The organism is Paenibacillus sp. FSL H8-0168, assembly GCF_038592955.1.
Taxonomy (GTDB): domain Bacteria; phylum Bacillota; class Bacilli; order Paenibacillales; family Paenibacillaceae; genus Paenibacillus; species Paenibacillus polymyxa_B.
In genome coordinates this window covers 1408669-1432357 of the sequence record NZ_CP151948.1, presented here as the reverse complement: position 1 = coordinate 1432357, position 23689 = coordinate 1408669, and the positions used below count along the sequence as shown (strand labels likewise).

The window sequence follows — 23689 nt, the reverse complement described above, 5'->3', positions numbered from 1 at the left end:
CCAGTAATACAATTGGCTGCTCATAAAAAATAATCAATTTAATCTGTTCTTTACGGATGTATAGAGAATGGACCGAGTGCTTACGATAAAGTTGAGGAAAATGTACAATCAGCGATCAGTATCGCATTGAATACTTGCGTTATCATATTGAATAAATGCATGAGGCTTTGTTGGATGGATTTGAAATCATGGGGTATACCGTGGCACTTTAGAGCGAAAAAGGAAGGAAAGCTTCTTCTGGTATAAAAGTCTGATCTCCAACAATGGACTGTAAACTTAAGCGGCAAAAAGGTGAACTACGTTTCACCTTTTTTCTTAATAGCCTTGTGTTCTAATTACCGATCAGTCTTCTTTCTCATTGCTTAATTGTGCTAACGTATCAATAACAGCAGCGGCGGTCTAAGACTTATTTATCAAGTCGTAGTTCGCCGCTGTTCCAAGACCCACAGGAGATTCACTGAAATAAGCTTTAAATGCAGTGTTAAAATTAAAACAGCGGCAGCATAGGTTGAGCAAAATAAAGTCTATGACTGCTGCTATTGTAGTAATTTCTTTTAACTTGTTAGGGTTTGTTAAATAACTTCAACAGCCCTCTCAACTTGAATTACTGCTGTTGGGCAAGTTCCATTTTGAGTTGCAGATGTTAAATCGCATTCCATATCACTTTGCCATTTTGACGGGTTAGTATTATCCGGAATGACCTGTTTGACAATATCACAGTAATGTTTTTCTTTGTTAGTAATGTATTCGGCCATTATTTTTGCTTCTTCCAATTGTGCTAAAACTACTTCTTTTTGCTTCCGGATGATTTCATAACGATCTTCAATAGTAGACTCACCCTTTAAGCTTAAATCAACATATTTTTTTATATCCTCCATTGACATTCCGCATTTTTTTAAGTACTTCGCACCTCTAAGCCAATTTATCGCCTGCTCATCAAACACCCGATTATTATTTTTATCACGTTGTAAATCAGGAACGAGGCCTTTATCTGTATAGAAACGAACCGTGTGTTCGGTCAAATCAAGCATTTCGGCAACCACTTTTACAGTATACATAAAATCCTCCCTTATCGATCCTCAGAAGAGGTTATAAAACCTACCTTCGTGTTACACGAGACTCTTAATTAAATCATACACTGAGTTTCAGAAAATAAAAACCCCTAAAAAATAATATTTTTTGTTGACTTCGTGTCACACGAAGGTTGTAAGGTAATACATATCAAAGCTTTTGATTTTTAGAATCAACTTAAGTAAGTGTTTAATCGATACTTTCAAGTTTATAGAAATTTTCCTTAAAGCATACTTAAACTTCATAAAATAAAATATATAGAAGTTTTCTAATACAGTTGACTTCGTGTTGCTCGAAGGTAGTATGCTTTTAACATGAGTTTAAATGGATTCACATAAGGAGGTGCATATATGCAAAAAGTAACGCATAATTGAGCTTTTTTCTAAAGAGCGTAATAACAACTATAGGAATCATCATAATAAATTAAAGGAGACTCATAAAATGAAACTAACAGAATCGACTCGCAATGAAATAGGTATGCCTCTCGTAGGGTTTGGTACCTTCCAATTATCGGATGATCAAGCGGAATACAGTGTTACAGAAGCGCTTAAAGCTGGATTCAGACACATTGATTCTTCTGAGGCTTACAATAATGAAGAAGGCACTGGCCGAGGTATTAAAGCGGCTGGAGTTTCAAGGGATGAGCTTTTTGTCACGACTAAACTTTTCCCTGCACCCGTTAAAAACTACAGTCAGACCGTTAAAAACTACAGTCAGACCATTGAGACGTTAAAGAATCAGCTTAAACAGCTCCAGCTTGACTATGTAGATCTTTACCTTATACATGCCCCACTCTCCGAACTTAGACTGGAACAGTGGAATGCTTTTGTTGAACTGAAAAAATTAGGACTGGCTAAGCATATTGGAGTATCAAATTACAATATTGCGACAATTAAAGAAATTTTGGATGCAGGTCTGGCCAAGCCTGAAGCAAATCAAATTGAATTTCATCCTATCTCTGCCCAAGTCGAGCTCACCAGATACATGAAGGAAAATGCGATCGCACCGATTGCCTATAGCTCGCTGGCTCCTCTTTCAACCTGGCGGGTTGAAGAAGGCCAGGGAGGAGAAGTGCTCGCTGAAATCAAAAAAGAAGGCCAACAGATCATTAAAGAAGTTGCTACGAAACTTGAGGTGTCGGAAGCCAGAGTACTATTAAGATGGGGGTTACAGCACGGCTACGCTGTATTAACAAAAAGCAGTAAACCCGAACGTATTCGTGAAAATTTAAATTTATTTGACTTTGAAATTTCTGATAACGATATGGAACGGTTGAACCAACTAGATCAGAATCAAGCCCTGGCTTGGGCGGCAAGTGGTCTTGATCCAATGGCAGCTCCCCCTCTTAAATAAACGTGGCAGATAACAGGAGCAGGCATAATTGAAAAAGGTCGTTCATTCCGTTCAATATAAGCTATAAGCATCAGCCAATAAGGAGATTAGTTTAGCAAAGCAGCTAATGGGACTAACGAAGTGTCCCCTTAAAATAGATGTTGAATCATCGTCTATTAACGGGCTTTTTATTTATTTTAAGACATGCCAATAGGGATCGTTGCAGAAATGTTAACGATCCTTTTTTGTATACCTTTCAGTCCAACGTTTTGGAGGCTAGCCATTGCATCATCGTTATTTTCTTTCCGTCAATCACCTTCGATACTTCGTTGTTATAGACGTAAATCCAAGACCAGTGGCCATTGTATTCATACGGTGTTTGGTCGCTCTTTTTGTACAAACCAGAGGTATCTACTACGTTATCAAATAACGACATATGAACATCCTTTGCTCCAGCATTCACTAAACGGTTGTAGGTCGGAACCGTATAATCGTTCGGCGGTACTACGATGTCGGTTTTGGCAGCCACAAACCAGATCGGCAGGTTCTTCATTTCGTTAATCTGTTCATCGGTTATAAGGCTGTCCTTCAAGGCTTCACAGGCCACCACAGCGGCTGCAAAATAGTCTTTATAATCACGGATCATCAGCATAGTCATGTAACCGCCGTTGGAGTCTCCGCCAATGTAGATTCGATCTGTATCAATGTCTTTGTTCTTGGCCACGTACTCCTTAATTAAGGACATCAATGCTTGCTCGTATTTGGAGGTGCCGTCTCCGAAGCCTGTAAAACCATCCATCCAGTAGGTTGGAGTCTGAGGTGCCAGCACATAAGCCCCTTCAAAATAGGATTGAATATCTTTAGATGCAAAATTCGCTGCATTATTTCCGGAAATCGGAATCGTCGGATCTGTACCTCCCTCACCCATACCATGCAGCCAGATCACCAAGGGATTTTTCACCTTGTCTTTTGACGGTGCATAGTCCGCATAGGTTAAAGTAATCCCGTCAAAAGTAGCTTTGCCGGTTGCAAATTGATCAACTAGCTTCCGTATCTGACCTGCGGAAGTATCAATTTTCAAGCCGGAAATCGTTCCTGATGTGGTTTTAATAGCTTTTTGCTGCGTGATTGTGTATTTGTTATCATTCCATGCGTTAAACCCGGAACCTGCCGCATCATAATGAATAGCTGAGCTTAGTGTTAAGGCCGGGCCGACTTCCATTTCTAATACAACGTAGCTTCCGGTTTTATTTACAGGGTTGCCACTTTTGTCCGATACATAGGCCTTGGTGACTTTCCGGTTGCCACTCTCAATAAAGGGATTTACCAATCGGCTGTCGCTTCTTCCCACATGCACCTTAAATGTATCCTTTGTTATCGCATCTTTAGGTACTGGCTTACCCAGGTTAACAATGATCTTCGTAATGGCTGCCCCCCAATCCTTAACCTCCGCAACCGTCCGGTACGAGGTGGGGTGTATCTTTACATCCTTGGCCCATGCAGCGGAATTGAAAGCAAGGGTCGTACCGATAGCTAAAGTGAATAACATAGTTGTTTTAGCAGCCTTTTGAAACCGTTTAAACATGATGTCTTACCTCCCGGTCCATTAATAAAACGCTTACATTATTTATTTTAATGATTTTTTTATTTGTATCCGGTCTTTTATTAGCCTAATTTAGGTCAATTACTGACTCCTTGCTCCAGAATACCTCTTGTTCTCTTTTCGATATTGATGCGGTGTTGCCTGATAAACCTTTTTAAATACCCTGGCAAAAGACTTCTCATTCGGAAATCCATGCTCCAGCGCAATTTGTATGATGGAATGATCCGTATTCATGAGAACTCGAAAAGATCTCTCCAGACGGATGGCATTGATATATTGAAATAGGGTCATCCCTACATGCTTCACAAAAAAACGGGACAAATATTCGGGAGACAACCCAAAAACCTGAGCTATCGAATCCAAGGATAAACTTTGATCGTAATTCTTTTTGATATAATCGGTTATCAACGTCAGCCGCTCCAAATATTTATCGGAGTTAAAGCCACGGATAGATTCATGATCCATTTTAAAATGCATTAATAACAGATACACCAGTTTATAAGATAATGACGTTAGATGGATATGTGCTAAAGGGTCATTATGCCGGTTGAGATAAGCCACAAATAAGGTGTTTAACAAATCACGCAGCTCCGCAAAATGCAGTAATCTCTGCTCGTTAGTTTCAAAAATGGATATGCAGTCAAATGAAATCGGGTCACTGCCGTTAACATTTTCTCGAATAAATCCAGAAGGAATCAGAACGGTTATAGCCTCTCTCCCTTTTCCCTTAGCCACAGAGAAGGAATGAATAGCATTCGAATTAATGAGCACAATATCTCCTTCTTTGGAGCTATAACTCGCGCTATCAATATAGATATTATCGATTTTTCCTGAAAGCACATAGGATATTTCGATGCTGTCGTGCCAATGCCTAGGTATGTACGCTGGTTCATTGGAGGAATGAATTATAATTTTTAACGGAAAATGATTGTCTGCCTGGACCAGCTCATATTTGTATTCCAAGTTTGTCGCTCCTCTCAGATGTGAACTCATAAATAGAAGAAAATGGCTTCAGCAAAGTGCCGAAACCACTTGTATTTAACCTTCCTTTCTCTATAAACAAAAAAACCTAAGTATAACAAAATACATAAGATCCTTAGATCTTAACATTTTGTTCCTTAGGTTTTGCCTGCGTAACAGTAACAATCCTAGTGCTATTCATTTAATTAAGCTAAGTATATAGCGAGTTGAAAATAATGTCAACGCTTTCATTCAAGGCGTAATAAACGAAAAGGTCTTATAGATCATGCGTAAATCTATATATATCACTGCATTTTGGATCATTATAAAAGGCTGATTATGAGAGTGTCCATAATCAGCCTTTTGTTTTACGCTATGTGGTTAAACAGGGCGTCTAATCATAGAAGCCCTTGATGCATAAGGTTTTTTGCCCCCCACATAATTCATTCTAATCAACAACTTCCTTACAATTGTATAATGGGGTATACAAAGTAGCAATGATATTTCTGAGAATTTAATTTTCTAAAATATTTCACCTTCTCTTGGCGGCATAGGTATGCTCTATCCCGCTCCCAACTCTCCAGAATGACGATATCTTGTAGTGTAGACTTATCCGGCCCCATAATATAGTTATTTTGCTCAAAAGTAAGCAACTAACTTTTATGCTTTCTGTACACCTCCGCGTCTTTATCTCCAGATCTAACATATTACGGCAACCTGCTGAAAAGTTGTAGACTAAACGGCGATGTTAAGCTAACGTGGCAGGTTAACCTAACAAGCAGACTGCCAATTACGTTTGAAAATACCCAAACGTGCTGCCGGGTTGACATTCAGAACTGGCCTTGTGAATCTGGTGGAGTTAAAGGGAGTGCTAGTTGTGTCTCATCTATTATTTTGAACAAGCATTGTATTGAAGAGCCAGCGAAAATTCCATCTGAAATACTGAGCTAGATGCCAATCTTCATAGCCATTTAATACACCTTCATTTAACCAGTAAGACTCTGGTTTTCCGCTCGTCGCAGCTTCAGACACATAAGCGATCGTTTTTTCTAAAAAGCGAATGACATCTAGGATTTTATCTGGAGTGGACACATCTCCATGCCCGGGAATGACAGTATCTACCTTCAGATCTCTTTGAATGCGTCTAAGGATGCGTATCCAAGCGTATGGATTACCGTATGGCATGACCGGAATCGTCTTGTTGGTTATTAAATCACCAGCAATCAAGGTTCGTTCTTCAGGCACGTAAATAACGGCATCGCTTAAAGAATGGCCGCCTCCGTAGGATAAAACTTCGACAGTACGTTTTGCTCCTTTTATAACTAGTTTATCGTCAAAAGTTATCGTGGGTATCACCCTACGAAGGGAAGGGATAGCATCATACAGGGCTCTCTGCACGGAAAGATCATAGCCGATTTCGGTTAACATGTGCGGATTTTTTTCTTGTGAACGTACTTGATGTAGGCTATTTATTAACTTCTGAATGTTTTGTTGCATTAGATCAATATTCACTTTACCCATTTCAGATAGCAAATCTCTTGTCCAAACGGTAGATATAAAATCACTTTCCATGAATTCCTGATTGCCGTTGACATGATCTCCATGGAAATGAGTATTGATCACATATTTAATTGGTTTATTCGTTAATTGTTCTGCGGTTTGACGTAACAAAGCACCAGAATGCGGTAGGTTGGTTGTGTCCACAACAACGGTCAAATCCCCAATGTCAATAATTGCCGCATTCCCCAGCGAACCACTACCAGGTACCGAAATAGCACCCCAGATACCTTCCGCTGCTTGTTGAATCGTGAAATATTTGTTGTTCATTGTTTATGCCTCCATCAAAATAAGTTTGATACCATTTCCTTTTATCTTTTTATGTTTCATGTATATCAATTAGCAACTTTAGCTTACAAGTTAGAGTCAACTAGAAATCAAGCACAAATTTTTGAAATGAAGTTAGAGGTGCAAATATCGACTTCGAGTTGACTTAAAGATGTATAATAGTTTTAAATTTTGGTTTAGAAAAAAGGAGTGACATAAAAAAACAATGCTCACTATAAGTCAAGTATCAGAAAGAACGGGGCTAACTCCTTATACGATTCGCTATTATGAAAAAATTGGAGTGCTACAGGAACCAAATCGAAGAAATGGAAGGACACGCATTTATACCGAAAGTGAGGTTTCATATATACAATGTTTAATTAGATTAAAAAAATTGGGATTGTCGCTTGAGGAGATTACGGAATTTACTCGTGACGGATGTGTACTGGATAAAATTCAAAAAGGGGAAGAAGTTGCTAATTTTACTCCTGCCTTACACATACGGATAGAAATTCTTGAAAAGCATCTGGTGGAACTGGAATCCAAGCGGCAGGAACTTGAGTGCATGATTTCCCTTGCCAACGAGAAGATAGCCCTGTACCAAAAACTTACGAAAGACGATATAGTAATGTAGAAGACCTGGTTCGCCACCAGCATATACGATGGCAACAGAATTGATTGAACTAACGGGAAACGTTAGTTCAATGAAATAGCGATAGTCTAGGGTTTATTTTCCCGTCCTAGGCTACCATTGTTTCTTTTGTTGTAGTTATCAACGAACATTTAAAAAGTGGATTCATACCAGTTACCCAGTTGAGCCCTTTACATCTACTCTAAATTCAAACTGATTCCTCATGAAAAAGGTTCCGTTAATCTTAACCGACTCCGGTGTAATATTCTCCACTGTAATCCACAATATCTATCAAACCCTCGTTCAACGGCTGAACCATATATACTCTTGCCTGGCTTAATGCAGCAGCAAATAGTTCTAAATCCGATTTTAACACTTTATATGTATGCTTCATGCTGATCACTTCAGAAATAGATATTCGGGTAAATCGTGTGGTAATTCCTACACTGAAGAAAGCTCTGCCGACCATAAGGTTAGCAGAGCTTTTTAATGACGATTAAGAACCTCCAACCTGTACAAGAATCTGGATACCAGGTACGGTTATAAAAACCAAAAAGCTACTCACAACAATTAACAGTCCCATTTTTCTCAACATTACCTATCCACACCTTTTCAATTAGATTGGAGAACTCTGTTTTGATTTCAGGAGTCGCATAGACTTGGAAACGCATAAACAGGCCAATACAATTTATAAAGTAAGTCTCATTATTAATTATATGTGACTTTACCATTGCAAATAACAATTGTTTAAAACCATCACTGTACCTTTCTCTGTTTAAATAATAGTAGGCCATTTCGTAACCAAACCATGCAATGTAGTCGGGTACTACTTGTTGGCTGTACATATCAGTAGATGTCGGGAGTTGAGTAAAGGCATCAATCTCTTTTTTAAACCTTAAAAGTACATCATCAACATCCAAATTATATTGATTAGCAGCTATCATAACGTTTAACAGCTTTGAAAGTTTCTCACCTTCCATGGTATCTGCTGTTTCGGCTATGTATTCAACATAATCTGAGAGCACGCTGACATCTCCAGACAGGAGCTTATTTACATAAATATTGCATCGTGCCCAATCTTGATACATTTCTACCCAATAGAGGGTATCATCATCAGTCTCTCTGACCCAATCCAAGTCCGCATAGGCGTATGTATATTGTAGAGCTTGTTGGTAATCGCCTCGGGCATCACAGACACTCGCACATAGTAAGTCGGCATACGTGATGTACACAAACATCGGACGACTTAGTTTCTTAGCAGCCTCATTGCGTTCTTGGTTCTTCTGTTGATGTTTCCAATTGTATTGGATTTCAGCCTTAGCTCTCATCACCCTCGCTATTTCATCAACCTTGTCCCATTTACGCAAAGACCTGTACACATTAGCCAAATCCTTTAACGCATCAAGTTGTTCTAAATCATCTAGGCGCTCGACATAAGGCTCAAATAGTATAGCTGCCTTGTGATTGCGGCTTTGATCGTCTCCAACTTGAATCGTAAATATACGATATTGACAGACTGCCAATCGTTCTGAATGTTGATATTTCTCCGCTTCAGCTACCCCCTCATAGAGCAGCAATGCAGCCGCATGTCGTTCCTGCGACAACAATTCTTCTGCAATGTCAAATAGTTTGGGCGAATAAAGTAGATTGTCCATGATGGCTCCCACCACTCGACGGATCGCATCCAGCTTGTCCAACTCCGCACAGCGATATAAAAATGGCTCGATTCGCCTCATATTCGGAGGATGGTCGATGATGTAGTTTTCTATGAATAAGTCATAAAAGTGACCTTCCGGTAAACCCATAGCCTCAGTAATTCGATCCAGTTGGTTAACAGACAAAGGCTTGTTTCCTGTCACGATAGCACTTACTGCTCCCCTATTCATATCCGCAATATGACCAAATTGTGTTAAACTCAATCCTTCTTGTTGTAGGAATCTGTCTAATTCTGCTCTAATCGTAGGTGTATGCTTCATGTCATATCCACCTTCCACACAGAAATTCCAAAACTTTTTATTATTGCATTCTATTGTTGTCCATAATTAACCATCTGTCAATAAGTTTTGAAATATTTGTCGTGCAATATTCAAATGAAATATGTATTTTCGAATATTAATGATTTTTTACCATTTTGTTAATAATAATGTACATTTTATTCCTTTTTCTGTGGTATGATTGGTCAGTAGTACAAATTATACCATTCGAGAGGACGGTTTTTGATGAAGTTTAAAAACACAGCAATTATCCTTACAAGTGCTTTGGCTCTAATGGCAGTAGCTCCTGTAGCTGCTTCTGCCGCACCAGTTACGGGGATTACATTCTCGAAGGATCATGGAGGTATAGTTATCCAAAGAACTGGCCAAGAGGTACATGAGGTTCTTGGTGGGACAAGTCCAACGATGGACTTAACCGTTGAGAAAGGTTATGGACATGTAAGGATTAGAGTTCAGAATACAGGAACATCAAATCTCACTTGGAGCTTGCAGGGTAACGGGAAAGAATACATCTTTAAAACTGTTGGCAAACGAGACTCATTAACGTGGACTAGCGTTAATTCATTCCCTAATGGAATGCCTTCAGGGAAATATGTAATTCAATTCAGAGCGGACGGTAACAACGTTGAAGGCGAAGCTTGGGGTACTACTGGTCAGTACACAGGAGACATTAACTAACTGTTACTACAAGCAGGGGAGCGCCTTGGAGATAAATCCAAGGCGCTTTAAGTATTCAATGTTGCCATACTCAGTGTCTAACAAAATACTGCCGACCAATTAAAGGTTAGCGGGGATTTACTATTTAACGATAAATTCAACTTTTGTTCCGTCTGCATATTCATCCAACTTGTGACCTACCCACGATCCAGCTCCACGGTTATCCTTTGGACTTATGTATTTAATGTCTGCACCCTCTCCACCTTCGGAGCACATAGCCCATAAAGTTGAGTCCTGTGCTCTTCGAAAATTTAAATACATTATCATACTTATATTTGAATATATATACATTAATGTTTAGACATCCCTTTTTCGTTTTTGTATGATTACTGAGCAAATAAACAAAAAGGGGATTTATACATGAAAAGAAAGCTCAATTTAATTTTATGCTTCACTTTACTTATTACTATTTTCCTCCCATTATCATCAGTGAGCGCGTACACTGGTGGGTATGCCAACGGAAAGAATGTTGTTGCAATGATATCTGACAGTTATTTTATAGGTAGACCGCATGCAAGCAAAAAAAACACAACGCTTATTACAGATAACAATGAAGAAACAAGCTATTTACTTCCTAAAGGTAATATGATTATGATTGATTTAGGTACAAATAGAACAATTGATTCATATAAGCTTAAAAGTGATTCTAAAAATTTAAGGATCATCTTTTACGACCAAGACACCGGTTGGTTAGACGCTTTAGAAACCAACGTAGGTAATGGAGAACTGACAAAGCTTCCAAAGGAAAAAAAGTAGATCGTGTTAGATTCATCACTCTTTATTCACTTAGTGCTGAAGATTTAAATATAAGCGAACTTGACTTTTTCTACAGTAAAGATGCAGTACCGACACCGGAACCTTCTCCAACACCAGATCCTAAACCGACACCTGAACCAACACCGACGCCGACTCCAACACCAAGTCCTGAGCCTAATCCTTCTGAACCTACGGAGCCAACTGAACCATCCGAACCATCACAACCTACTGGTGACCGTGCTATTCTGACTGTAACAATGGACAATGGATTTGATAAAGAATTCGATCTAAGTAAAAAAGAACTCAGTGCATTCATTGCTTGGTATGACGCTAAAGATGCTGGTAGAGGCCCTTCATTCTTTGCCATCGATAAACACAATAACAACAAAGGTCCATTCAACAACCGTAAAGACTATGTTATATTCAATAAAATCCTTACGTTTGAAGTAGCGAGTATTCAACTAAATAAACAATAAAGAGGACTCCATACTGGTTACATACCAGTGGAGTCCTTTTTCACATCTACTCTAAATTCAAACTGATTACGAAAGAAATAAGATCCGTTAATCCTAATTGACTCTGGTGTAATCTTCTCCACTGCGCCACCGTAGTCTACTATATCTATCAAATCCTCACCCAGCGACTGTACCACATTACTCTTACCTGGTTTAATGCAGCAGCAAATAGTTCGATATCCGACTTTAACACTTTATATGTATGGTTAATGCAGATCACCTCATGTTGTAATACGCTCGACTTTTTCTGAAGTACCTTGGGTTATTACTTTAACCTCATCTCCAACGATTAAAATGCCATATTCATTTTCCTGTACTCTGACTTCTTTCCGATCCGATCCTTCAAATTGGCATGTTATAAAATATTTTTTCGTTGAAGAATTTTCCACCCAGTCTACTCTTTTATCAATTACTTTTGCGATTCGTTCAATTTTGGGTTGTTTTAAATTTCTCGCATGTTCTCGGTTTGAAGATATTATAATAGGCACAAAAACAACCAATATTAAACCGATCATGGTAAGAAAGATTTGAAAAGCTTCGAGCATATTTTATTCACTCCTTAAGATTCTATTAATGAATTTTACTATATTCCAAAACATAAAAACACCCCACCAGCGTATGCCAGCAGGGTACCACCGATGCTTTCGGATTACACAACCGTGCTTCCGTATGTGTTGTTATCAGTATAAAAGGGTTGGGTGATTCTGTAAATATCCTGATGACCTTACGTTACTACACGTTCTACCCAGTCCCAAGTACCTTGACTTGTTACTTTGATTTTATCTCCTACAACAAAAAGTCCGTATTTATCGTCTCTAACTGTAATTTCTTTGCGCTCATTGTTTTCGAACTCGCAGGTTATGTAGAATGTTTTTGAAGACGATCCTTCGGTCCAATTAACTCGTTTATCAACCACTTCACCTATCCGTTCTATTTTCGGTTGTTTACGATTTTTTCTGGCTGTAATATCCGCACCTATGATCGCTGAAAGAATGAGTCCCACGACCAAAGCTGAAAGAATCCAAAAGACCATCTATAATCCTCCTAAATATTCATTAGTTAGTAATTATGATATCGGCTTTTCAACTGTTTATTTTGATATCCAATGAAAAATGAATATAAAACACCCCACTAGCTTAGCCAGTAGGGTGTCACCGATGTTTTCAGATTGAAGAGCGTTGTTTGTTTTCTTACGTGTTAAATTGTTTATAAACGAAAATAAGAGTTATTAGATACAATATTAGTATTTAATTTTAAGCGTTACTGTTTCCACTTCATCACCAAATCTATCAACAACCGATATCTCACCAGCATATGCTCCAAAATACGAAATATTTTCTGGGTTTGGAAATATTTCAATAAGCCCTCTTGAGGATACTGTAAAATCCTTTGATTTTCCACTCCCCGTGTAGTACCAATAACCTGGACCATATCCTAATTGATAAGTCTCATTCGGATGAAGAGTAACTGTATACCTAAGCGCTTTTGCATCAGCAACTGATGTAAAAGAAGAGAAGCTTGATACAGATAAACCAGTTGTTATAAGCACTCCTAAAAATAATGAAATAAACATTTTCTTCATAATAAGTCCCCTTTTCTCAGATATAGGCTTACTATAATTTACCACAGATGAATTTGTCAAGAATTTTCTGGAAAATAAATTTAAGACTTCATAAATAAAAGACACCCCACCAACTTGAGTCAGTAAAGTGCCCCTATGGGTTTGGATTGCACAACGGTGCTTCCGTATGTGTTGTTATAAGCGTAATTCATTTGGTCTATTTTGTGAATATATAGAAAAATATTCCTAGGACTGATAGACTATCTTAAAATAAAACTGAGGTGAATAATCGAATGTCAATATCGTTTAAAAAATATGTATTGCAATTTTTACAGTAATCATTTTTTGTTCATTCGTTCTTCCTGGCGTATATGCTCAAAAACCTTACGAAAATTACACTACTATAGGTGATTGGACGCTAGGCTCCGCCTTTTCCGATCTACAACCAAAGTTCAAAAACATGAAAATAGAAACGGAATATTATCAGATCGCATACAGTGGAAATGTTGCTTTTTTTGATAACAATCAGTACCTTCATTTCCATAAGGGAATTCTTGAATATGTAAGTGTTTACCAAAAGGGAAAAGGTATCAAACGCAAGGTCGTGGTGGGTGATACAGTAAAAAAAGTTGTGGAAAAGCTAGGCAATCCATTGACTCAAATGAACGCATCCGAATCAATTTATTATTCTTATGGTACTGATTAAACCGATCCTGAGTTAACGGTAGAGATCAAAAACGGAAAAGTTTTCTCCGTCCATCTAGAAAAATTCACAGAAGGGTTCCCGGACGAAAACAGGGCAGTTCAATACTATCTGAATAAAAACAAAGATAAAATTAGTTTCACAAAATGAATGAACCCCGGAGCAATCCAGGGTTTTAATATTCCGTATAGTACCTATTAGCGCTTCCTGGGGGCGTTGGCGGCGTAGTAACCTTTGGATCTCTATCCCAGTCCTCCAGGATTACAATGTGTCGCGTGTCCGTTTTGTTTTCCCACAAGAGTTATCCTGCTCCAAGGCTAGCAAACCCGCCTTTATGTCCTCTGTACGCCTCCCTGTCTTAATCTCCAGATCTAACATATTACGGCGGCCTGCTGAAAAGTTGTAGACTGAACGGCGACGTTAAGCTAACGGGCAGGATAGTTCCAACATTCTTGTATTTACAAACTCAATAGGTATTTGGTAAAATTACACAAATGCAATGACGAGAAGAGTAAATAAGGTTTACTTTAACAGAGAACTCTGGTAGCTGAAAAGGAGTAAAGGAGATCTTATTGAATCAAGTCTCTGAGCATCACATCGAAACTTGAACTAGTTCGGGGGATGGTGTGACAGGAGCTCCTGTTACAGAGCTAGAGTATAAGTATGTGTTGGCATGCCGTACTCGATGAGGCTAATCTGAAGACAGATTAGCGAACTGGGGTGGTACCACGACGAGATCTCGTCCCCAAGACTTCGTTCTTGGAGGTGGGATTTTTTATCTTTTTGGAGAAGTAGAAAGCCAATTAGCACTAATAATCATGGGGGACCTTTCAAGCAAAATGAAGGTTATTATGGAAAGGAGATATGAATCCAATGATGAAAGCTTATTTGAAATATTTCTTATACATCCTTAATCACAAATTGAATGTTCTAATTGAATGTTGGAAGGAAGGCTTGTATATTCAGGGGATTGTTCATGATTGGTCGAAATTTTCACCGGCTGAATTCTTTCCTTACGCAAAAAAATTTTACTCTGGAAAACCTTTGAATTTAGAAGATGAGTTGAATTGGAAATACGCATGGCTTCGTCACCAACGTAAAAACAAGCATCATTGGGAATATTGGGTTGTTAATCCCGACACCAAAGAGGTATTACCCATGCCGAGGAAGTATGTCGTCGAGATGGTATGTGATTGGCGCTCCTTTTCAAGGAAATGGGGGAGAAAGGTAAAAGAATCTACCCTAAACCTTACAGATAGCATAGTTGTTCATCCTGCAACGAAAAGAGAACTTGAGCTTCTAACATCCCTCAAGGGAAAGATAAACCATTGAGCTAACGGGACACGTTAGTTCAATGAAACAGCGACAGTCTAGGACTTTATTTTCCCCGTCCTCGCCTACCGTTGTTTCTTTTATTGTAGTTGGCAAAACTTTTATTTTCAATGAACATTTAAAAAGTGGCCTTATACCAGTTCCACCTAGAAATATCCGTCTGTAAGCAGTTCTTCAACTAAAAATCCCCGCCGACCAATTAAGGTTAGCGGGGATTGCTGTACTGACGTTTAGGAACCTCCAACTTGCACAAGGATTTGGATACCAGGTACAGTCATGAAAACTAAAAAGCTACTCGCAACAATTAACAGTCCTACACCTTTTCAATTAGATTGGAGAACTCTGTTTTGATTTCAGGAGTCGCATAGACTTGGAAACGCATAAACAGGCCAATACAATTTATAAAGTAAGTCTCATTATTAATTATATGTGACTTTACCATTGCAAATAACAATTGTTTAAAACCATCGCTGTACCTTTCTCTGTTTAAATAATAGTAGGCCATTTCGTAACCAAACCATGCAATGTAGTCGGGTACTACTTGTTGGCTGTACATATCAGTAGATGTCGGGAGTTGAGTAAAGGCATCAATCTCTTTTTTAAACCTTAAAAGTACATCATCAACATCCAAATTATATTGATTAGCAGCTATCATAACATTTAACAGCTTTGAAAGTTTCTCACCTTCCATGGTATCTGCTGTTTCGGCTATGTATTCAACATATGAAAAAGGATGCTAATGAGAAAATAAGAATTCACTTTGCAGATATATTGAACTTCAATTTCACGAAAGATCATCTCCCTTTGCAAGAAATGTGATTTTTTCGTGATTTAATGAAGAAAGGCTCCCTCTCGGGAGCCTTTTAAATATCGGTATTACAGGGTTTTGATACCCTTTGTTACATCATTCCGCCCATACCACCCATGCCGCCCATGTCAGGCATTGCAGCCTTTTCTGGTTCTGGCTTGTCAGCGATAACCGCTTCGGTAGTCAGGAACATTGCTGCTACGGAAGCAGCGTTTTGCAATGCATAACGAGTTACTTTCGCAGGGTCCACGATACCAGCTTCGATCATGTTTACCCAGTCGCCGGTAGCTGCATTAAAGCCTACGCCAACTTCTTCGCGTTTCAGACGCTCAACGATTACAGAGCCTTCTTCACCTGCGTTAGCAGCAATGGTGCGGATTGGAGCTTCCAGAGCGCGCAGCACGATGTTCACGCCTGTTTGCTCGTCGCCTTGCAGTTCAACAGCTGCAACTGCTTTGTATACGTTCAGGAGCGCTACACCACCACCGGATACGATACCTTCTTCAACCGCAGCACGGGTTGCGTTCAGGGCATCTTCGATGCGCAGTTTGCGTTCTTTCAATTCTGTTTCAGTTGCCGCACCGACTTTGATGACTGCTACGCCGCCGGACAATTTAGCCAGACGCTCTTGCAGTTTCTCTTTGTCGAACTCGGAAGTGGTTTCTTCCAGTTGCGTACGGATTTGGCTAACACGAGCGTCGATGTCGGCTTTGTTTCCAGCACCGTCAACCACAATCGTATTTTCTTTAGTGATACGCACTTGACGTGCTGTACCCAGTTGGTCTACGGAAGCTGTTTTCAGGTCCAGACCCAGTTCTTCTGTAATCACTTGACCGCCTGTCAGGGCAGCGATATCTTGCAGCATTGCTTTACGACGGTCACCAAAGCCTGGAGCTTTAACAGCTACAGCGTTGAATGTACCACGCAGTTTGTTAACAACGAGCATAGCCAGTGCTTCGCCTTCGATGTCTTCAGCGATCAGAACGAGTGGCTTGCCTTGTTGTACGATTTTTTCAAGCAATGGCAGGATTTCTTGAGTGTTTGTGATTTTTTTGTCTGTGATCAGGATATACGGATTGTCCAGTACAGCTTCCATTTTGTCCGTATCTGTAATCATGTACGGGGAAATGTAGCCACGGTCAAATTGCATACCTTCAACCACTTCCAGCTCTGTTGCAAAACCGCGGGATTCTTCAACAGTGATTACACCGTCTTTGCCCACTTTTTCCATAGCTTCAGCGATCAGTTCGCCTACTTCGTCATCAGCAGCGGAAATACCGGCTACTTGAGCAATGGATTGTTTGCTTTCGATTGGTTTGGAGATGGCTTGCAGTTCAGCAACAGCTGCTTTAACCGCTTTGTCGATCCCTTTACGGATACCGATTGGGCTTGCGCCAGCAGTTACGTTTTTCAGGCCTTCTGTGATGAGGGCTTGAGCCAAGACAGTAGCAGTAGTCGTACCATCACCAGCTACATCGTTCGTTTTGGTTGCTACTTCTTTAACCAGTTGAGCGCCCATGTTTTCGAACGCGTCTTCCAGCTCGATTTCTTTTGCAATCGTTACACCGTCATTGGTGATGAGCGGGCTACCGAATTTTTTCTCCAGTACAACGTTACGGCCTTTCGGTCCGAGTGTTACTTTAACAGCATTAGCCAATGCGTCAACCCCGCGCAACATAGAGCGACGAGCGTCTTCACTGAATTTAATATCTTTAGCCATTTGTGATAAACCTCCCTATGGATTATGAATGATTTGTTTCAATTCCTATATTCAGGTCTTGTCCGGGTTCCGGTTAACCGATGATCGCGTGGATATCGCTTTCTTTCATAATCAAATATTCTTTACCTTCATATTTGATTTCCGTTCCAGCGTATTTAGAGAAAATGACACGGTCGCCTTCTTTTACTTCCAGAGGAATACGGGCACCGTCTTTCAATGCGCCTGCGCCAACCGCGATAATTTTGCCTTCTTGCGGCTTTTCCTTGGCAGAGTCAGGAAGTACGATCCCGAAGGAAGTCGTTGTCTCTTGCTCAATTGCTTCCACCAATACGCGTTCACCCAAAGGTTTGATCATGAAAAAATAGCCTCCTTATTAAGTGTTTTATCCTGTAATTTGGTTGTTATGTTGTATGTATTAGCACTCGACAGTCGTCAGTGCTAACAACCAACTTTATGATACTCAACTTGGGATTGAATTTCAAGTCCCTAATGTATTTTTTATGGGAATTTTTATAGACAGCCCTTCCCGATTATATCCATCTATCTGAAAAATAACCGTTAACTCAAGGCTAATGGTTATTTTTAAGGCAGCTAAGCTGCTGCTGTTATGCTCTATAAATAGTCATGATATACAAATGCCATTCATCATCTGCAAGTGACATGTAGCGCGGACCCGAATAAATTGTTTACTGAGCCATTCAGGTCCTGCCTTATTATTCTGAAGCTACACGCAATTGGGCCTCACGTTCCTCCTGTGCACGCAGCTGCCTGCGGTACACGACCGAAGACAAATACACACTCACTTCATATAGCACCAGCAACGGAATCGCCACCAAAAAATCGGAAATAAAGTCCGGCGGGGTAATGACAACCGCAACGAACACAAGCAGAAAATAAGAAATCTTCCGCCACTTGCGAAGCCGCATTGGTGTTAAAACATGAATCCCCGTCAGAAACATGATAAGCAGGGGGAGCTCAAACAGCAGCGCTACAGGTAGTACAATATTAAACATAAAGGTGAAATATTGTGCGATCCCGTACGTTTCCTGTAATCCCATACTTTTGGTGACCGACGATGTAAACTGAATTGCCATCGGGAAAATAATGAAATAAGCAAAAGCTGTCCCAATGATGAACAAAAGCAGCACATAAGGCACATAGCGCAAAGTCGCACTCCGTTCTTGCGGTCTTAAGCCCGGGCTGACAAACTTCCACAGTTGGTAGCAGGCAAACGGTAGCGCCACTGCAATCCCGATGATCATGGCGATCTTCATGTAGATACCGATCCCGTCCCAAAAGGAAAACGCGTTTAACTGAAAAGCTTGCGCCGAACCGGAGCGAATAAGCCAGTCATAGACAGAACCCGCCGCGAACAGACCACCAGCCAGTGCCAATACAAATACAATTAGCACATAGATAATTCTGCGGCGAAGCTCTCCCAGATGTTCCATTAGCGGCATTTCATGCTCTGATGGGGTCAAGTCCACTCCTCCTTTCTGAACGGAACGCAGCAGCGCCTCCTAAAAAATAAAGCCCTTCACTGAAGAAGAGGCTTTTGTTTATTGTACAAGATCAAGAATCGATCACTAAATCTATGACAAGCGTTTATCCTCAGGCTGAGGTTGAACTTCTGAAGACGTCGTTTGTGATGCTTTGACCACACTATCTTTGCTGTCTTTACGCTCAGTCCGTTCATCTTCTGATAAAATATCGCGTGCCCCGTTTTTAAACTCACGGAATGTACGCCCTACAGCTCGACCCAACTCAGGCAGCTTGTTCGGACCAAATAACAGCAGCGCCAGAATGATCAACAAAATATAACCCGGTGCTCCAATATTGGGCATGTGTAGTAATCCTCCTTATGTTGACGGACAAAATAAGAATCTTTGTCCGTATACGGCCTTATAAATTCTTATAGGTATCATACCACACACGATGTGCTGCCTTCTACCGGAACTGGCCTGTCACCATAAGCAGCGCTTCTGGAAGTTGGTCCATTATCGCTGCCAAATTTTCATGCACACCTTTGGGCGTTCCTGGCAAATTGACGATCAGTGTACGTCCGCGTATTCCTACGATTCCACGGAATAGCATAGCCGCTGGATTTTTCTGCATCACGATCATTCTCATGGCTTCCGCCATGCCTGGCACTTCCCGTTCCACAACCCGCCTAGTCGCCTCCGGTGTCACATCACGGATCGCCAGCTCGGTTCCACCCGTAGTTAGTACCAGGTCTGCATGAAAATAATCGGTCATTTCGATTAAAGCCGCAATAATTTCATCCGGTTCATCGGGAACGATCCGGTATTCCACAATCTCTCCGCCCAGTTCTTCTTCGATGAGTTCCCGGATGACCTGTGCGCTTGTATCCTCACGCTCTCCCCTTGCCCCTTTATCACTGGCTGTTAGGATCGCCGTTTTCCACACCATAAGATCACCCTTCTCCTATCATGAAAGAATACTTTCTCTTCTGAAAATCAGAAACAGCCACGCTGCATCCTCCATCACATCACAGTACCCTCTCGGCGACAATGTTGTCTATGTCAAGGTTCCCGGTGGTCCTCCCTTTGAAAATCCCCATGCTTGCCCCCTGTTTTGGATTGCAGCATGGTAGGGCCGATGATCATATCTTTTTGCAGCGCCTTGCACATATCATACACGGTTAACGCTGCGGCTGAAGCCGCTGTCAAAGCTTCCATTTCTACACCTGTCTTACCCTCGGTCTTCACTTCAACTTCAATATGAAGTACATCATGTCCATTATCGGAAAAAGTAATGTTCACGCCTGTCAGGGCCAGTGGATGACACATCGGTATCCAGTCTGACGTTTTTTTCGCGCCTTGAATCCCTGCGACCTGGGCCACAGCAAGAACATCACCCTTGCCGATTCTTCCTTCTTTTACAGCCGTCAATGTAGCCGGATTCATCGTAATCTGAGTCACGGCAACTGCTGTACGAATCGTAGACGTTTTACCCGAAATATCTACCATCCGAGCCCGTCCCTGTTCGTTAAAATGAGTAAAGGAATCCACGACTCCCTCACAGCTCCTTTCACATACCCAACTTTACTTCATTCATCATTTGTCAATAATCACAATCTAAGCGTCCATCCAGAGTAAACAGCACGTCCACTCGCAAATCCCTTGGCTCCATGGGCACCTGTGTCAGCAATTGTCCCGGCAACAGCAGCGAGACATACAGCGGGCCTACATGGCTGTTGTTATGCTTCTCTGCCTCTACCTGTACGGTAAAGCGGTCATAATAGCCTCCGCCGTAGCCGATCCTGCCCCCACGACGATCAAAGGCCAAGCCGGGCACAACAACCCAGTCAATTCCCGTCCACATTTCAGGCGACCATTCCTTGCATGTCAAAGCAGGCTCAGGGATGTTCCAGATGCCGGGTACAATATCTCCGTACTGATCCATCTCCCTCACCTCCATCGTCCGAGTTACCGGATCCACTCTTGGGGCTAGGACACGATCTCCCTGTGACCAGCAATGCTCAATGAGGGGAGTCGTCGAAATCTCGCTGCCAAAAGAGAGATAACTAAATAAGGTTAGCTTATCTCCGTTTCTGTCTATTCTAAGCTGCTCCCATGCCTCGATTGCATGCCGACAGGCCACAGCCGATGCCTTCTGCCTTGTCAGCGGGTCCATGGAGTCACGCGCTTCCCGTTGCTGCAAACGCAGCGCGTTCTTCACATTACAGACATCCATCACATCCGCCCTCCCGCACAATCGTCGATAATCTTTAAAACGTTACTATTGTCCCATTTGTCAGTAAGTGCTGTACGTTGCAAGTTTTTTTCATTCTTTTTCACTTCTCGTTTAAGTTTATCATTGTTTATACAAATTGACTACACGCGGCTCAAGGGTTTACAGGGTGAAAGCAGTGCAATAGTGGGTAATTTCATGTAAACTGGAAGGAAGGTACCTGTAAAGAAAGCAGGTAGAACTGTGCAAAATGTAATGGAGGAACGATACGCTATGCTATTGCAAGTAACCGGAATTACTAAATCTTATGGAATTGAGCCCGTTCTGGACGGGATTAACCTTCAAATATTGGAACGTGAACGTATTGGACTCGTAGGTGTGAACGGTGCAGGCAAATCGACCCTGCTCAAAATTATTGCTGGTGAAATATCCTATGACAGTGGACAAATTTTCAAGGCGAAGGAGACCAGCATCGGTTATTTGGCGCAAAACAGCGGCTTGAATTCTGACCGTTCTATCTGGGGGGAAATGATGCTGGTGTTCACTCCCCTGATTGAAGCGGAACGGGAACTGCGGCAAATGGAACAGGACATCGCTGACCTAGCCAATGCTCAAAACGAAAAACGCTACGCAGATCTGCTGGAACGCTATGCACGTCGTTCAGACTGGTTCAAGGATCACGGTGGTTATGAAATGGAGACCCGTATTCGCAGCGTGCTGCACGGTATGGGCTTTGGTTCATTTGCACCTGAGACGCCCGTAGCTACTCTGAGCGGAGGACAGAAAACTCGGCTTGCGCTAGCGCGCATCCTACTGCTCGCACCAGATGTCCTTATGCTCGATGAGCCTACCAACTATCTGGATATTCAAACACTGACCTGGTTGGAGGATTATTTGCGCGGCTACTCCGGTTCTCTGCTGGTTGTATCACATGACCGTTATTTCTTGGACCGACTGGTAACGACGATTATTGAAATTGAACGCCATCGTTCTACTCGATATACAGGCAACTACAGCCGCTACATGGAGCTGAAGGCTGCCGAGTACGAAACGAATCTGAAGCATTACGAAAAGCAGCAAGGAGAAATTGCCCGTTTAGAAGCATTCGTACAACGTAATATCGTGCGGGCTTCCACGACCAAACGCGCTCAAAGTCGGCGCAAGCAGCTAGATAAAATGGAGCGTATGGATCGGCCCATGGGAGACTTGAAAAAGGCTCATTTTTCCTTTGAAACAGCCCATATGTCAGGTAAGGAAGTACTGGAGGTACGTGACCTCTCTGTGGGGTATGAAGGTAAAAAGCCTTTATTCCAGCATGCATCGTTCGACTTAAAACGTGGAGATACCGTGGCACTGATTGGTCCGAACGGGATCGGAAAATCGACGTTGCTCAAATGTCTGACCGGATCACTTAAACCTGCTGCTGGCTCCATCCACTGGGGCACGAAAATAAAAATCGGCCTGTATGACCAGGAGCAGACGAACCTGAACCCCGCCAATACCGTACTGGAGGAGTTGTGGAGCGAGTACCCTCATATGGAAGAAGCACGTATTCGTACAGTGCTGGGTAATTTCCTGTTTAGCGGTGACGATGTACTAAAAAAGGTAGCTGCATTAAGCGGAGGGGAAAAAGCCCGTGTATCTCTGGCCAAGCTCATGCTGCGCGAAGCCAACGTGTTAATTCTAGATGAGCCTACCAACCATCTGGATCTGTTTAGCAAGGAAGTGCTGGAAGCAGCTTTGATGGACTATGACGGTACGCTGTTGTTCATTTCCCATGACCGTTATTTCCTGAACAAAATGGCGGAACGTGTCATCGAGCTTCATCCTGGGGGGATAGAACATTTCCTGGGGAATTATGATGACTATGTAGCCAAAAAGCAGGAGTTAGAGGAAATTGCGCAGGAAGCTCTGGAGGCAAATCAGGCCACACGCGGCAAAACATCGGCTACCTCTGCATCCGTGACAGACGAGACCACATCCAAATCACGCGCCGCCACCTATGCGGCAGACAAACAAGCCAAAAGCGAGGAACGTAGCCGTCAACGCAAGCTGGAGGCATTGGAAAACCAGATCAAAACGCTGGAAGAACAAATTTTAGGGCTGGAGGAACAAATGACCCTGCCTGAGATTTATCAGGATTACACAGCGCTTCAGAATATTCAGGCACAACTCGACACCCATAAACAGGAATTGACTGAAACCTATACCTCTTGGGAAGAGCTGTTAGAAGAATAAAAACTACTGCATAAAATCTTAGCCTTAAAAATTTCACATTTTCCTCTTCTATATTTTTGTACACAAGATTATCCACAGCTTATGTGTATGAATAAGATTGAAAAATGGCCATTCGGGCCATTTTTTTATTGATAAAAAGCCATTTTCAAATGAAAACCAAATTTATCCACTCTTTTATCCACATTATCCACAGATTTCACAAGAACTAAA

21 protein-coding genes, 6 pseudogenes and 1 other annotated feature are annotated in these 23689 nt (G+C 41.4%); of the genes and pseudogenes, 8 read left to right on the top strand and 19 right to left on the bottom strand.

Annotated features, from left to right (window positions below; translation table 11 throughout):
* Nucleotides 1-60 precede the first annotated feature (60 nt).
* Nucleotides 61-274, top strand: a pseudogene (locus tag MHI21_RS06580) (family 1 glycosylhydrolase); the annotation flags it as partial.
* A 298-nt stretch (nt 275-572) separates the two neighbouring features.
* Here the strand turns inward: MHI21_RS06580 and MHI21_RS06575 are convergent.
* Nucleotides 573-1058: a MerR family transcriptional regulator gene (locus MHI21_RS06575; RefSeq protein ID WP_250243764.1), complete on the bottom strand. Its 486-nt coding sequence runs from the start codon at nt 1056-1058 to the stop codon at nt 573-575.
* Nucleotides 1059-1512: 454 nt separating this feature from the next.
* Here MHI21_RS06575 and MHI21_RS06570 point away from each other — a divergent pair, with 454 nt between their 5' ends.
* A complete protein-coding gene (locus MHI21_RS06570; protein WP_341162020.1) occupies nt 1513-2424 on the top strand; it encodes an aldo/keto reductase in 912 nt (303 codons plus the stop codon).
* Between the two features lie 235 nt (nt 2425-2659).
* Here the strand turns inward: MHI21_RS06570 and MHI21_RS06565 are convergent, their stop codons facing one another.
* The 3 genes from MHI21_RS06565 to MHI21_RS06555 all read right to left on the bottom strand — a co-directional run bounded on the left by MHI21_RS06565 (nt 2660) and on the right by MHI21_RS06555 (nt 6793).
* Nucleotides 2660-3988 carry a prolyl oligopeptidase family serine peptidase gene (locus MHI21_RS06565; protein ID WP_342419684.1) on the bottom strand — a complete coding sequence of 443 codons (1329 nt, stop codon included), beginning with the start codon at nt 3986-3988 and terminating at the stop codon, nt 2660-2662.
* Nucleotides 3989-4087: 99 nt separating this feature from the next.
* Nucleotides 4088-4969, bottom strand: coding sequence for an AraC family transcriptional regulator (locus MHI21_RS06560; RefSeq protein WP_342419683.1), 882 nt, complete (start codon nt 4967-4969; stop codon nt 4088-4090).
* Nucleotides 4970-5848: 879 nt separating this feature from the next.
* A complete protein-coding gene (locus MHI21_RS06555) occupies nt 5849-6793 on the bottom strand; it encodes an MBL fold metallo-hydrolase (RefSeq protein WP_076294990.1) in 945 nt (314 codons plus the stop codon).
* Between the two features lie 223 nt (nt 6794-7016).
* Here MHI21_RS06555 and MHI21_RS06550 point away from each other — a divergent pair, with 223 nt between their 5' ends.
* A complete protein-coding gene (locus tag MHI21_RS06550) occupies nt 7017-7424 on the top strand; it encodes a MerR family transcriptional regulator (RefSeq protein WP_023987566.1) in 408 nt (135 codons plus the stop codon).
* Between the two features lie 171 nt (nt 7425-7595).
* On the opposite strand, the pseudogene MHI21_RS06545 reads toward MHI21_RS06550, so the two are convergent.
* Nucleotides 7596-7815: pseudogene (locus MHI21_RS06545) on the bottom strand (hypothetical protein).
* A gap of 163 nt (nt 7816-7978) precedes the next feature.
* Complete coding sequence (locus MHI21_RS06540) at nt 7979-9397, bottom strand: transcriptional regulator (RefSeq protein ID WP_322174006.1); 1419 nt, start codon at nt 9395-9397, stop codon at nt 7979-7981.
* A 243-nt stretch (nt 9398-9640) separates the two neighbouring features.
* Between MHI21_RS06540 and MHI21_RS06535 the strand changes: the two genes are divergently transcribed.
* Nucleotides 9641-10093 (top strand): hypothetical protein, encoded by a 453-nt coding sequence (locus MHI21_RS06535; RefSeq protein ID WP_322174025.1) that lies wholly within the window; start codon nt 9641-9643, stop codon nt 10091-10093.
* Nucleotides 10094-10213: 120 nt separating this feature from the next.
* On the opposite strand, the pseudogene MHI21_RS06530 reads toward MHI21_RS06535, so the two are convergent.
* Nucleotides 10214-10351: pseudogene (locus tag MHI21_RS06530) on the bottom strand (nuclease); the annotation flags it as partial.
* A 141-nt stretch (nt 10352-10492) separates the two neighbouring features.
* On the opposite strand from MHI21_RS06530, the gene MHI21_RS06525 reads away from it, so the two are divergent.
* Nucleotides 10493-10888, top strand: a complete 396-nt coding sequence (locus MHI21_RS06525; protein ID WP_342419682.1) for a hypothetical protein — start codon at nt 10493-10495, stop codon at nt 10886-10888.
* A 92-nt stretch (nt 10889-10980) separates the two neighbouring features.
* A pseudogene (locus tag MHI21_RS06520) lies at nt 10981-11364 on the top strand (hypothetical protein); the annotation flags it as partial.
* A gap of 17 nt (nt 11365-11381) precedes the next feature.
* On the opposite strand, the pseudogene MHI21_RS06515 reads toward MHI21_RS06520, so the two are convergent.
* The 4 genes and pseudogenes from MHI21_RS06515 to MHI21_RS06500 form a co-directional block, all read right to left on the bottom strand.
* Nucleotides 11382-11614, bottom strand: a pseudogene (locus MHI21_RS06515) (hypothetical protein).
* A gap of 10 nt (nt 11615-11624) precedes the next feature.
* Nucleotides 11625-11948 (bottom strand): DUF2500 domain-containing protein, encoded by a 324-nt coding sequence (locus MHI21_RS06510; RefSeq protein WP_342419681.1) that lies wholly within the window; start codon nt 11946-11948, stop codon nt 11625-11627.
* A 179-nt stretch (nt 11949-12127) separates the two neighbouring features.
* Nucleotides 12128-12436 carry a DUF2500 family protein gene (locus MHI21_RS06505; protein WP_250272682.1) on the bottom strand — a complete coding sequence of 103 codons (309 nt, stop codon included), beginning with the start codon at nt 12434-12436 and terminating at the stop codon, nt 12128-12130.
* Nucleotides 12437-12643: 207 nt separating this feature from the next.
* Nucleotides 12644-12985 (bottom strand): hypothetical protein, encoded by a 342-nt coding sequence (locus tag MHI21_RS06500; protein WP_328802049.1) that lies wholly within the window; start codon nt 12983-12985, stop codon nt 12644-12646.
* 1172 nt (nt 12986-14157) lie between these two features.
* Nucleotides 14158-14417 (top strand) — a binding site (T-box leader).
* A gap of 123 nt (nt 14418-14540) precedes the next feature.
* Between MHI21_RS06500 and MHI21_RS06495 the strand changes: the two genes are divergently transcribed.
* The gene (locus MHI21_RS06495; protein ID WP_342419680.1) at nt 14541-14999 is read left to right on the top strand and encodes a DUF5662 family protein; all 459 of its coding nucleotides are present in this window, start codon (nt 14541-14543) and stop codon (nt 14997-14999) included.
* Between the two features lie 313 nt (nt 15000-15312).
* Here MHI21_RS06495 and MHI21_RS06490 read toward each other — a convergent pair.
* The 8 genes and pseudogenes from MHI21_RS06490 to MHI21_RS06455 form a co-directional block, all read right to left on the bottom strand.
* A pseudogene (locus MHI21_RS06490) lies at nt 15313-15723 on the bottom strand (transcriptional regulator); the annotation flags it as partial.
* Nucleotides 15724-15898: 175 nt separating this feature from the next.
* Nucleotides 15899-17527, bottom strand: coding sequence for a chaperonin GroEL (gene groL, locus MHI21_RS06485; RefSeq protein ID WP_013369880.1), 1629 nt, complete (start codon nt 17525-17527; stop codon nt 15899-15901).
* A 73-nt stretch (nt 17528-17600) separates the two neighbouring features.
* Nucleotides 17601-17882, bottom strand: a complete 282-nt coding sequence (groES, locus tag MHI21_RS06480) for a co-chaperone GroES (RefSeq protein ID WP_007429271.1) — start codon at nt 17880-17882, stop codon at nt 17601-17603.
* A gap of 358 nt (nt 17883-18240) precedes the next feature.
* Nucleotides 18241-19008 (bottom strand): twin-arginine translocase subunit TatC, encoded by a 768-nt coding sequence (gene tatC, locus MHI21_RS06475; protein WP_103048885.1) that lies wholly within the window; start codon nt 19006-19008, stop codon nt 18241-18243.
* A gap of 111 nt (nt 19009-19119) precedes the next feature.
* Nucleotides 19120-19371, bottom strand: a complete 252-nt coding sequence (locus MHI21_RS06470) for a twin-arginine translocase TatA/TatE family subunit (protein WP_013309213.1) — start codon at nt 19369-19371, stop codon at nt 19120-19122.
* A gap of 103 nt (nt 19372-19474) precedes the next feature.
* A complete protein-coding gene (locus MHI21_RS06465) occupies nt 19475-19957 on the bottom strand; it encodes a MogA/MoaB family molybdenum cofactor biosynthesis protein (RefSeq protein ID WP_013309212.1) in 483 nt (160 codons plus the stop codon).
* A gap of 113 nt (nt 19958-20070) precedes the next feature.
* A complete protein-coding gene (gene moaC / locus MHI21_RS06460) occupies nt 20071-20559 on the bottom strand; it encodes a cyclic pyranopterin monophosphate synthase MoaC (protein ID WP_013309211.1) in 489 nt (162 codons plus the stop codon).
* Nucleotides 20560-20611: 52 nt separating this feature from the next.
* Nucleotides 20612-21244: a 5-formyltetrahydrofolate cyclo-ligase gene (locus MHI21_RS06455; RefSeq protein ID WP_342420184.1), complete on the bottom strand. Its 633-nt coding sequence runs from the start codon at nt 21242-21244 to the stop codon at nt 20612-20614.
* Between the two features lie 270 nt (nt 21245-21514).
* Here MHI21_RS06455 and MHI21_RS06450 point away from each other — a divergent pair, with 270 nt between their 5' ends.
* The gene (locus tag MHI21_RS06450) at nt 21515-23479 is read left to right on the top strand and encodes an ATP-binding cassette domain-containing protein (protein ID WP_039270134.1); all 1965 of its coding nucleotides are present in this window, start codon (nt 21515-21517) and stop codon (nt 23477-23479) included.
* The last annotated feature ends 210 nt before the right edge of the window (nt 23480-23689 follow it).

Bases quoted from the DNA above. Each gene is read 5' to 3' on its own strand.
- MHI21_RS06575 (WP_250243764.1), bottom strand. From the start codon at position 1,058: ATGTATACTGTAAAAGTGGTTGCCGAAATGCTTGATTTGACCGAACAC.
- MHI21_RS06570 (WP_341162020.1), top strand. From the start codon at position 1,513: ATGAAACTAACAGAATCGACTCGCAATGAAATAGGTATGCCTCTCGTA.
- MHI21_RS06565 (WP_342419684.1), bottom strand. From the start codon at position 3,988: ATGTTTAAACGGTTTCAAAAGGCTGCTAAAACAACTATGTTATTCACT.
- MHI21_RS06555 (WP_076294990.1), bottom strand. From the start codon at position 6,793: ATGAACAACAAATATTTCACGATTCAACAAGCAGCGGAAGGTATCTGG.
- MHI21_RS06550 (WP_023987566.1), top strand. From the start codon at position 7,017: ATGCTCACTATAAGTCAAGTATCAGAAAGAACGGGGCTAACTCCTTAT.
- MHI21_RS06540 (WP_322174006.1), bottom strand. From the start codon at position 9,397: ATGAAGCATACACCTACGATTAGAGCAGAATTAGACAGATTCCTACAA.
- MHI21_RS06535 (WP_322174025.1), top strand. From the start codon at position 9,641: ATGAAGTTTAAAAACACAGCAATTATCCTTACAAGTGCTTTGGCTCTA.
- MHI21_RS06525 (WP_342419682.1), top strand. From the start codon at position 10,493: ATGAAAAGAAAGCTCAATTTAATTTTATGCTTCACTTTACTTATTACT.
- MHI21_RS06510 (WP_342419681.1), bottom strand. From the start codon at position 11,948: ATGCTCGAAGCTTTTCAAATCTTTCTTACCATGATCGGTTTAATATTG.
- MHI21_RS06505 (WP_250272682.1), bottom strand. From the start codon at position 12,436: ATGGTCTTTTGGATTCTTTCAGCTTTGGTCGTGGGACTCATTCTTTCA.
- MHI21_RS06500 (WP_328802049.1), bottom strand. From the start codon at position 12,985: ATGAAGAAAATGTTTATTTCATTATTTTTAGGAGTGCTTATAACAACT.
- MHI21_RS06495 (WP_342419680.1), top strand. From the start codon at position 14,541: ATGATGAAAGCTTATTTGAAATATTTCTTATACATCCTTAATCACAAA.
- groL (WP_013369880.1), bottom strand. From the start codon at position 17,527: ATGGCTAAAGATATTAAATTCAGTGAAGACGCTCGTCGCTCTATGTTG.
- groES (WP_007429271.1), bottom strand. From the start codon at position 17,882: ATGATCAAACCTTTGGGTGAACGCGTATTGGTGGAAGCAATTGAGCAA.
- MHI21_RS06470 (WP_013309213.1), bottom strand. From the start codon at position 19,371: ATGCCCAATATTGGAGCACCGGGTTATATTTTGTTGATCATTCTGGCG.
- MHI21_RS06465 (WP_013309212.1), bottom strand. From the start codon at position 19,957: ATGGTGTGGAAAACGGCGATCCTAACAGCCAGTGATAAAGGGGCAAGG.
- MHI21_RS06455 (WP_342420184.1), bottom strand. From the start codon at position 21,244: ATGGATGTCTGTAATGTGAAGAACGCGCTGCGTTTGCAGCAACGGGAA.
- MHI21_RS06450 (WP_039270134.1), top strand. From the start codon at position 21,515: ATGCTATTGCAAGTAACCGGAATTACTAAATCTTATGGAATTGAGCCC.